Raw genomic sequence first — 5,134 nt, forward strand, 5'->3', positions numbered from 1 at the left:
TCTTCCTTGTCTCACCTTCGCCAGAATCTCATTGTCAAAAACCTACACCTGTGAGGAGGGGGAGAGGGGGAATGAAGAATGTAGAACGAGTGAATGTGCGAAAAAATAATTAATTCGCGCATTCGCGCATTCAGAATAACATCTAACCCCTAAAACCTAAACCTAATCTAAGCCATAACCATACCCCCATCTACGTTGAAAACTTGACCTGTGATATAACTTGCTGCTGAATCTGTAGCTAAAAAGCGAATCATTCCCGCTACTTCTTCGGGTTGACCAAAACGACCTAGGGGGATAAATTTAAGAATCTCTTCTCCTGGAATATCTTTAGTCATATCGGTGCTGATAAATCCTGGTGCTACCGCGTTAACCGTTACCCCACGTGTAGCTAACTCCTTGGCTACAGTTTTGCTAAAACCAATCACCCCTGCTTTGGCTGCGCTATAATTAGCTTGACCTGGATTACCCATTTCTCCTGCTACAGAAGTAATATTTATAATTCTACCACTACGCTGTTTTAACATAATTTTACTTACAGCTCTAGTACAGAGAAATACTCCAGTTAGATTCAGGTCAATTACTGCCTGCCAATCTTCGGTTTTCATACGTAATAATAGGGTATCTCGGGTAATTCCCGCGTTATTAACCAAGATATCAATACGTCCCCATTTTGCCATGGTTTCCTTAATCAGATTCTCTACCTCTGCTTCTTGGGCAACATTGGCTTTAATAGCGATCGCCTCTCCTCCTGCTTCAGTAATCGCTTTAACTACAGCTAGAGCAGATTCTTGAGAACTAGCATAATTAACCACTACTTTAACACCTTGTGTTGCTAAGGCTAAAGCAGTAGCTTTACCTATTCCCCGAGACGCACCTGTCACAATACCCACACAATCATTGAAATTTTCGCTCTCAACCATCTAAAATTAGTTATCATAAAACTTAAGGACGAAGACAATCATAAAGCATGACAGTCAAAAAACAATTTTCTAGCTTTGCCGAACTGCTCAACAGTTCAACTTTACCAGTACTAGTAGATTTTTATGCCACTTGGTGCGGACCATGTCAAATGATGGCAAAAATCCTCGAACAAGTCAACCAAAAGTTGAGCGATCGCCTACAAATAGTTAAAATAGATACAGACAAATATCCTCAAATCGCATCACAGTACAATATTTCTGCCCTACCAACCTTAGTTTTATTTCGGGATGGACAACCAATTGATCGGATTGAGGGAGTTGTGGAAACCCCCCAACTGATTCAACGTCTCGAAAGTTTACTGTAACCCATTTTTCTGATGAATTATCCAAGCAAAACAGCAGAATATCCCCTAGCCATACTTAACTCTTCTGATTTAGTCACTATTAATGATAAATTAGCCCAGATTTCAGCTTCAGAAATCATTCAATGGGCAGATGATACCTTTAATCAAGGTTTAGTGATGAGTACCAGCTTCGGTATTCAATCAGCGGTAATGTTGCACTTAGCGACTGAAGTTATACCTGATATTCCCGTTATTTGGATTGATACTGGTTATTTACCCTCGGAAACTTATCAATTCGCCGAGAAACTAAGCCAACGTCTTAAACTCAATCTCAAGGTTTATCAATCACCTATGAGTCCAGCGCGCATGGAAGCTCTTTATGGTAAACTTTGGGAGCAAAAGGATGTACAATCTCTCAATCTCTATGACCAAATACGTAAAGTAGAGCCAATGCAGCGAGCTTTACAAGAATTAAAAGCCACTGCTTGGTTAGCAGGTTTGCGGAAAGATCAAACCGAACACCGTAAACACCTAGATTTTATCGCTATGCAGGGAAAACACTATAAAATTCATCCTATTCTAACTTGGAACGCTAAAGATATTTATCAGTATTTAACCAAATATGACCTCCCCTATCATCCCTTTTTTGACTTGGGTTATGTATCTGTAGGTGATTGGCATTCTAGTCGTCCCCTGTTAGCAGAAGACGAAAATGAGCGAGATACCCGTTTTCACGGACTAAAACAAGAATGTGGTTTACATCTTAATCAGTTAACACCAGAACAAGCTCAAAGTCTAGATTCTAGTACATTATAATAATATCGAATGGAAAATAAAATGCTCTTGTTGAGTTAGGTGGAACGGTGGAACGGTATTAGCTGTTATTATTCCTATATAGCATACTCCCTTCTCTCCCCTCTCCCCGTCTCCCCTCTCTCCCCTCTCCCCTCTCCCCTTCTATTATATTTTTAGCTTTCTCTCAATCTATTTCCGATAAGTCACCTTCTTCTCGGTTTCTCTTCGGTTGTAAATAGAGATTGTCTAACATAACGTTAAATCCTGCTACCCAAGGCGGAACAATTAACGCCCCAATAATGCCTAAGACTTGTACACCTCCTAAAACCGCTAATAATTGATAAATAGGGGAAATTTTGACTGAAGAACCCACTAAGAGAGGATCTAACAGATAGGTTTCTACGTTTTGGATGATCACATAAAGTAATAAAACCCAGAAAAAAGTCCACCAACCCTGAGCGATCGCCACGATTAAAGCGGGAATTGCTCCTAAAACTGGACCAAAAAAGGGAATTAAATTAGTAAACCCGGCAATTACTCCCAAAGCTAGGGAAAAATCAACGATTCCGATTATATTCAAACCAAAAGTAATCACTACACCTAGAATAGCTGAGACTACAATTCTACCTTGGATATAACCCCCCATGCGTTTACTGACAGGGGTGATTTGTTGGGCTAAACGTTGTTCCCAAGGTTCGGGAAAAATACTAACTAAACCCTTGAGTAATCTATCAGAGCCTGCGAGCATATAACCAGAGAAAAATAAAGCTAATACTAGGTTAAAAGCTACCCCAAGCAGACCACGGGTAACCACCAGCGATCGCAAAATCAACAACTGACTAGAACGAAATACCCAAGAAGTCAAAGCCTGTACATCAAAGAATTGATTAATCAAATCAATAGTTGTTGGCTCTTTGATACCAAAACGTACAGCTAATTCTTCCGCTGAATTACCCAAACTTTCTAGATAAATAGGCAATTTTTGTAATAAACGTTCAATCTGACTAATCACCGTAGGTCCAATGATTAAACCCGCAGTTACCAACAAAGCAATCAAACCTAGATAAACCAAAATTACCCCCAACCAACGGGGGATACCCAACTTTTCTGCTTCAGCAATAATTGGGGCTAGAGTAGCTGCAATTACTACAGCAATCATCAGGATAACCAATAAACTTCTCAATTGCCATAACAAAACCAGCAAAAGAAAAATTGCCAAAATCCATAACAGCGTAGTCAGAGAAATATTAATGACGGGACGTTGAGACATAAAATTAACGAAAATGTGTTAGACTAGCAAAGTTGTTTAAAATCACACATCCAGAAATTCGGGTGTTTCTCACAAGGAATTCCACTGGATGGAGGTTAAACCCGAAACAGGAGTAAAAAATATATGTCAGTTGTTTCCCTCGCAGATTTATTAGAATCGGGAGTACACTTCGGTCATCAGACACGTCGTTGGTCTCCTAAAATGAATCCATACATCTACGCAGCTCGCAACGGTGTTCATATTATAGACTTAGTCCAGACCGCAGAAAAGATGGAAGAAGCCTATAGTTATCTACGTGAAGCCGCAGCAGAAGGTAAAAAAGTACTGTTTATCGGTACTAAACGCCAAGCCGCCGGTATCATAGCTCAAGAAGCTAAACGTTGTAAAGGCTATTACGTCAATCAACGTTGGTTAGGAGGTATGCTGACTAACTGGGAAACAATCAAAACTCGCATTGAAAGACTCAAAGAATTAGAGCAACTCAATGACAGTGGAGCATTAGATAAAAGACCTAAAAAAGAAGCATCTTCTTTACGTCGAGAACTAGAAAAACTCGAAAAATATCTCGGTGGGTTAAAAACAATGCGTCGTGTTCCTGATGTGGTAGTAGTCGTTGACATACGTAGAGAGCACAATGCTATTATGGAATGTCAAAAATTGGGAATTCCTGTAGTAGCGATGATTGATACTAATTGCGATCCTAATTTAGCTGACTATCCCATACCTGCTAATGATGACGCGATTCGTTCTATTAAACTCATTGTGGGTAAATTAGCAGACGCAATTAACGAAGGACATCACGGTATCCCTACAGGAATAGACGAAGAAGAAATAGATTATGACAAATTTGAAGAAGAACCAGAAGAAGAAGAATCACCTATATCTGAGGAATATCCCAAAGATGGGGATAGCGAAGAATAGTCAGACCGTGAGATTATGGTTATAAATTAACAAAAGAGAGCATAACATGGCTGAAATATCTGCAAAACTAGTTAAAGAGTTACGGGAAAAAACAGGCGCAGGGATGATGGACTGTAAAAAAGCCCTAACCCAAAATGATGGAGATTTGACCAAAGCTGTCGAATGGTTACGTCAAAAAGGGATCACCTCCGCTGAGAAAAAAGCAGGTCGTATCGCAGCAGAAGGGTTAGTATCTAGCTATATCCATACTGGTGGACGTATTGGCGTGTTAGTAGAGGTAAATTGCGAGACGGACTTTGTGGCTCGTCGTGAAGAGTTCTCAGAGTTAGTGCGCAATATCGCCATGCAAATCGCGGCTTGTCCTAACGTAGAATATATCAACGTCTCGGAAATTCCTGCTGAAATTAGCTCCAGAGAAAAAGAGATCGAAATGGGTAGAGACGATCTCGGTAATAAACCCGACAATATTAAAGAGAAAATCGTTCAAGGTAGAATTGAAAAACGTCTCAAAGAACTTTCTCTCTTAGATCAACCCTATATTCGAGATCAGAGTATCACTGTAGAAGAACTAATTAAACAAGCGATCGCCCAACTTGGAGAAAACATTCAAGTACGCCGTTTTGTTCGCTTTATTCTCGGTGAAGGTATCGAAAAACAAGAGTCAAATTTCGCTGAAGAAGTAGCAGCTCAAACTGGTCAACTCAACTAATAATTAAGAGATTATTCTCCCTACCTACCCCTTATCAGGGTAGGTTTTTGTCAGCAGATTCTCAAAACGTGAAAGAAATAATATTCCAGTGGGGCGAAAATAAAAACAAAACTAATTTAGTTGTTGTATATACTGAAAGAAACGGGGAGATCCGTCTGATTTCAGCAAGAAAAGC

General features: G+C 39.8%; 7 protein-coding genes. 5 read left to right on the plus strand and 2 right to left on the minus strand.

Features of this window, described 5'->3' with window-relative positions; all coding sequences use genetic code 11:
• Positions 1-167: 167 nt before the first annotated feature.
• Positions 168-920, minus strand: coding sequence for a 3-oxoacyl-[acyl-carrier-protein] reductase (fabG, locus tag EA365_00585; GenBank protein ID TVQ49142.1), 753 nt, complete (start codon positions 918-920; stop codon positions 168-170).
• A gap of 47 nt (positions 921-967) precedes the next feature.
• Between fabG and trxA the strand changes: the two genes are divergently transcribed.
• On the plus strand, positions 968-1,285 hold the full coding sequence (gene trxA, locus EA365_00590; protein TVQ49143.1) for a thioredoxin: 318 nt from the start codon (positions 968-970) through the stop codon (positions 1,283-1,285).
• Positions 1,286-1,297: 12 nt separating this feature from the next.
• Positions 1,298-2,080, plus strand: a complete 783-nt coding sequence (cysH, locus tag EA365_00595; GenBank protein TVQ49144.1) for a phosphoadenosine phosphosulfate reductase — start codon at positions 1,298-1,300, stop codon at positions 2,078-2,080.
• Positions 2,081-2,243: 163 nt separating this feature from the next.
• Here the strand turns inward: cysH and EA365_00600 are convergent, their stop codons facing one another.
• The gene (locus EA365_00600; GenBank protein TVQ49145.1) at positions 2,244-3,329 is read right to left on the minus strand and encodes an AI-2E family transporter; all 1,086 of its coding nucleotides are present in this window, start codon (positions 3,327-3,329) and stop codon (positions 2,244-2,246) included.
• A 123-nt stretch (positions 3,330-3,452) separates the two neighbouring features.
• Between EA365_00600 and rpsB the strand changes: the two genes are divergently transcribed.
• The 3 genes from rpsB to EA365_00615 form a co-directional block, all read left to right on the plus strand.
• Entirely contained in the window at positions 3,453-4,250 is a 798-nt protein-coding gene (rpsB, locus tag EA365_00605) for a 30S ribosomal protein S2 (protein ID TVQ49146.1), read from the plus strand.
• A gap of 46 nt (positions 4,251-4,296) precedes the next feature.
• Positions 4,297-4,959: a translation elongation factor Ts gene (gene tsf / locus EA365_00610; protein TVQ49147.1), complete on the plus strand. Its 663-nt coding sequence runs from the start codon at positions 4,297-4,299 to the stop codon at positions 4,957-4,959.
• On the plus strand, positions 4,959-5,134 hold a 176-nt coding region (locus EA365_00615; GenBank protein ID TVQ49148.1), incomplete at its 3' end, for a BrnT family toxin. The genes tsf and EA365_00615, both read left to right, overlap by 1 nt.

Source organism: Gloeocapsa sp. DLM2.Bin57 (genome assembly GCA_007693955.1).
GTDB lineage: Bacteria > Cyanobacteriota > Cyanobacteriia > Cyanobacteriales > Gloeocapsaceae > Gloeocapsa.